This window comes from Croceicoccus sp., from assembly GCF_983967925.1.
This window is the reverse complement of the sequence record NZ_CFETID010000058.1, coordinates 1-4,569: the sequence shown is the minus strand read 5'-3', so window position 1 is coordinate 4,569 and position 4,569 is coordinate 1. Positions and strand designations below refer to the sequence as shown.

Sequence of the window (4,569 nt, the reverse complement as noted above, 5' to 3'; positions counted from 1 at the left end):
TGACCGGGACCATCCAGAACGACATCCTCAAGGAGTTCATGGTCCGCAACACCTATATCTATCCGCCCGAACCCAGCATGCGGATCATCTCGGACATCTTCGCTTTTACGGCGGACCATATGCCCAAGTTCAACTCGATCTCGATCTCCGGCTATCACATGCAGGAAGCCGGCGCGACGCAGGTCCAGGAGCTGGCCTTCACCATCGCCGACGGCATGGAATATGTGAAATACGGCGTGGCCAGCGGCCTCGACATCGACAAGTTCGCCGGACGGCTGAGCTTCTTCTTCGCCATAGGCATGAACTTCTTCATGGAAGTGGCGAAGCTGCGCGCCGCGCGCACCTTGTGGCACCGCGCGATGACCCAGCTGGGCGCACAGTCCGAACGGTCCAAGATGCTGCGCACCCACTGCCAGACCAGCGGCGTCTCGCTGACCGAGCAGGACCCGTACAACAACGTCATCCGCACCACGGTCGAGGCGATGGCCGCGATGCTAGGCGGCACCCAGTCGCTCCACACCAATGCGCTGGACGAAGCGATCGCGCTTCCCACCGATTTCAGCGCCCGCATCGCCCGCAACACGCAGATCGTGCTGCAGGAAGAAACCGGCATGACCAATGTGGTCGATCCGCTGGGCGGCAGCTATTACGTCGAGGCGCTGACCAAGAACCTCGTCGACGAGGCGTGGGCCATCATCGAGAAGGTCGAGGCCGAGGGCGGCATGGCCAAGGCGGTCGCCGCGGGCTGGCCCAAGGGGATGATCGAGGAAGCCGCCGCCGCCCGGCAGGCGCGTGTCGACCGGGGCGAGGACGTCATCGTCGGGGTCAACAAGTTCCGCCTGCCCGAGGAAGAGCCGATCGAGACGCTCGACATCGACAACACCGCGGTGCGCCAGTCGCAGATCCGTCGGTTGGAAAAAATGCGCAGCACGCGTGACGAGGCGAAGTGCCAGGCCGCGCTGGATGCCCTGCGCGAAGGGGCGAAGGGCGACGGCAACCTGCTGGCGCTGGCCGTGGATGCCGCGCGCGAACGCGCCAGCCTTGGCGAGATTTCCGACGCGATGGAGGCCGCCTTCGGCCGCTATGACACCATGCCAAAGCCGGTGAAGGGCATCTACGGCGCTGCCTATGCCCAAGACAGCCGCTATCAGGCCGTGGTCGAAGGCGTCGCCGCCGTCGAACGCCGCATGGGCCGTAAACCCCGGGTGATGATCGCCAAGATGGGGCAGGACGGCCACGATCGCGGCGCCAATGTGATCGCCAGTGCGTTCGGCGACATGGGCTTCGATGTGACCACAGGCCCGCTCTTCCAGACCCCGCAGGAAACGCTGGAAATGGCACTGGAACGCGATGTCGACCTGATCGGCGCCTCCAGCCTTGCGGCAGGGCACAAGACGCTGATCCCCGAACTGATCCGCCTGCTGAAGGACGCAGGCCGCAGCGACATCAAGGTGACCGCCGGCGGCGTGATCCCGTCGAGCGATTACGAGTTCCTGCGTAATGCTGGCGTGCAGGGCATCTATGGTCCCGGCTCGAACGTGGTCGAATGCGCCGCGGATGTGCTGCGCCTGCTGGGCCACAACATGCCCCCCGCCGATCTGGACGAGGCGGCGGAGTAACACGCGATGACCCTCGGCTTCTCCGTCGAAACACTTCTCCCTGACGCCCGGGTCTCCGGCCCGTTGCGCATGGGGCTGGTGCGCTTGGCCGAGGGTGAGTGGTTGGCGGCGGACCCCGATCTGGCACCGCGCAACGCCACTTTCGACGCTCATCCCGAAGCCGTGCAGGTTCTCCCCGAGGCACGCGCTGCCGAAGCGGAACTATGCGACATGCTGGGCGTGACCGGCGGCATCGAACAGGCCGCCCGCGCGCATTGGGAGGATTTCTGCCTCCTCACGCAGGATGCACCCGGCGCGCCCTATCGACTGACGGCGGCTGCCGTCGCGTTTCCGACCGATTGGCAGCTTGCCGAAAAGATGGGCAAGCCGATCGCCGCGGTCCATGAACCCATCGATGGCTATGCCGAGCAATTGTCCGCCGGTGTCGACCGATTCCTGGATGGCCTGCGCGCGCCGCATATTTTCGGCCGTACCAATGCCTTCGTCATGCCGAACGGCCTGTGGCGCTATCTCCCTGTCGACGATCCCGCCGAGCGCTATGCCCATGTCACGCCCGAAAACGCGGGCGAGACCCTGTACGTCCGCTGCGAGCGCGAGACCCTGCGCCGCCTGCCGAAATCGCACGCGATCGTCTTTACCATCGGCATTCATGTCGCGCCGCTGGGCAGCCTGTCCGATGCAGGCGTTGCGCGGATTGCCGAAACGCTCCACGGTTTCGGCGCGGGCGAGGGTGACCGCCGCGCCGCACCGCATTATGCCCACGCGCTTTCGGCCTATGCCAAGACGCGCCAGAGGAAAGCCGCATGACCACTACCGCTCCCACTCGCTCCAACGCCCGCAACGACTGGACGCGCGAGGAAATCGCCGCCCTGTTCGACCTGCCCTTTACCGAACTGGTCTTCCGCGCTGCCGAAGTGCACCGCAAACATCACCGGCCCAACACGGTGCAGCGTTCGACCCTGCTTTCGGTCAAGACGGGCGGCTGCCCCGAGGATTGCGGCTATTGCAGCCAGTCAGCGCATAACGACAGCGGGCTGAAGGCGACCAAGCTGATGGAAGTGCAGCAGGTGCTGCAATCCGCCGCGCAGGCCAAGGACATGGGCAGCACCCGTTTCTGCATGGGCGCGGCCTTCCGCAATCCCAAGCCCCGCGACATGCCCGCGCTGACCGAAATGGTGCGGCAGGTAAAGGCGATGGGGCTGGAAACCTGCATGACGGCGGGCATGCTGACGGGCGAGCAGGCCACGCAGCTGGCCGATGCAGGTCTCGATTACTACAACCACAACATCGACACCGGGCCTGAATATTACGAGCGCGTGGCCACGACCCGCAGCCTGGGCGACCGTCTGCTGACGCTGGAGCATGTGCGCGCGGCCGGCATCAACGTATGCTGCGGCGGCATCGTCGGCATGGGCGAGACGCGCGAGGACCGCGTGGGCTTCGTCCATGTGCTGGCCACGATGGAGGATCATCCCGAAAGCGTGCCGGTCAATGCGCTGGTCCCGGTCAAGGGCACGCCGCTGGGCGACATGCTGGCCGATACGCCGATGGCCCAGATCGACGAGATCGAGTTCGTCCGCACGGTGGCGGTCGCGCGCATCACCATGCCCGAGAGCATGGTCCGCCTGTCCGCCGGGCGTGAGAGCATGAGCGCCTCGACGCAGGCATTGTGCTTCTTGGCGGGCGCCAATTCGATCTTCAGCGGCGAACAATTGCTGACCGCGCCCAATGCGGGCGACGACAGCGACGATGCGCTGTTCGCGCGGCTTGGGCTGGAAGCGATGGCGGCCCCGAGTGCCGATGTCGCGGCCTGCGCCAGCATCCCTGCCGAGGCGGCCGAGTGATCGCAGCTCTCGTCCTGCTGTTGGCCGCGCAGGCCGGCCCTTGCGCCGATGCGGTCACGCAGACGGAGCTGAACCTGTGCTCAATGAAGGAGTACGAGGCTGCCGATGCCGAACTCAACGCCGCATGGCGCGATCTGCGCGACATCGCCAAACGGCGCGGCATGTCCGGCAGCCTGCTGGACGCACAGCGCGCATGGATCGCCTTTCGCGATGCGCACTGCAAAACGGTCGTCGCGCGCTATGCGGGCGGGTCGATCGCGCCGCTGATCGCCAATCGCTGCATGACCGAATTGACCGAGGCCAGGAGCGCGCAATTGCGCGAATTGGCCGAGACGAACTGAGCCAGAGAGGAAGCCGCCAGTGTTCAAGAAGATCCTGATTGCCAACCGCGGTGAGATTGCCTGCCGCGTGATCAAGACCGCGCGCCGCATGGGCATCGCGACCGTCGCCGTCTATTCCGACGCCGATGCGCGCGCGCCTTTCGTGCAGATGGCGGACGAGGCGGTGCATATCGGCCCCGCTGCGGCTTCGGAAAGCTATCTGGTGGCAGACAAGATCATCGCCGCGGCCAAGCAGACCGGCGCCGACGCGGTGCATCCCGGCTATGGCTTCCTGTCCGAACGCGCCAGCTTCGTCGAGGCGCTGGCGGCAGAGAACATCGCCTTCATCGGCCCCCCGGTGAACGCGATCGCCGCGATGGGCGACAAGATCGAATCCAAGAAACTGGCAAGGGAGGCGGGCGTCAACGTCGTCCCCGGCTTCGTCGGCGAGATTCGCGACACCGACCACGCGGTCGAAATTTCGAACGACATCGGCTATCCGGTGATGATGAAGGCCAGCGCGGGCGGCGGCGGCAAGGGCATGCGCCTCGCCTATAGCGAAAAGGATGTGCGCGAGGGTTTCGAGGCGACCAAGCGCGAGGGCCTCAACTCGTTCGGCGACGACCGCGTCTTTATCGAGAAGTTCATCGAAAACCCGCGCCATATCGAGATCCAGATCCTGGGCGACCAGCACGGCAATATCCTTTACCTGAACGAGCGCGAATGCTCGATCCAGCGCCGCCACCAGAAGGTGGTCGAGGAAGCGCCGTCGCCCTTCGTCACGCC

General features: G+C 65.5%; 5 protein-coding genes. All 5 read left to right on the top strand.

Annotated elements, in window-relative coordinates; translation table 11 throughout:
- The coding region (gene scpA / locus AC4FIJ_RS16290) for a methylmalonyl-CoA mutase (RefSeq protein ID WP_490337678.1) at nt 1-1,619 on the top strand (1,619 nt) is incomplete at its 5' end.
- 6 nt (nt 1,620-1,625) lie between these two features.
- Entirely contained in the window at nt 1,626-2,426 is an 801-nt protein-coding gene (locus AC4FIJ_RS16285) for a heme-dependent oxidative N-demethylase subunit alpha family protein (RefSeq protein WP_490337677.1), read from the top strand.
- The gene (gene bioB / locus AC4FIJ_RS16280; RefSeq protein WP_490337676.1) at nt 2,423-3,463 is read left to right on the top strand and encodes a biotin synthase BioB; all 1,041 of its coding nucleotides are present in this window, start codon (nt 2,423-2,425) and stop codon (nt 3,461-3,463) included. Before AC4FIJ_RS16285 ends, bioB begins: the two co-directional genes overlap by 4 nt.
- Nucleotides 3,460-3,804 carry a lysozyme inhibitor LprI family protein gene (locus AC4FIJ_RS16275; RefSeq protein ID WP_490337675.1) on the top strand — a complete coding sequence of 115 codons (345 nt, stop codon included), beginning with the start codon at nt 3,460-3,462 and terminating at the stop codon, nt 3,802-3,804. The genes bioB and AC4FIJ_RS16275 overlap by 4 nt, the downstream gene beginning before the upstream one ends.
- A gap of 19 nt (nt 3,805-3,823) precedes the next feature.
- Nucleotides 3,824-4,569, top strand: a 746-nt coding sequence (locus tag AC4FIJ_RS16270) for an ATP-binding protein (RefSeq protein WP_490337674.1), incomplete at its 3' end; no start/stop codon positions are given.

Bases quoted from the DNA above. Each gene is read 5' to 3' on its own strand.
- AC4FIJ_RS16285 (WP_490337677.1), top strand. From the start codon at position 1,626: ATGACCCTCGGCTTCTCCGTCGAAACACTTCTCCCTGACGCCCGGGTC.
- bioB (WP_490337676.1), top strand. From the start codon at position 2,423: ATGACCACTACCGCTCCCACTCGCTCCAACGCCCGCAACGACTGGACG.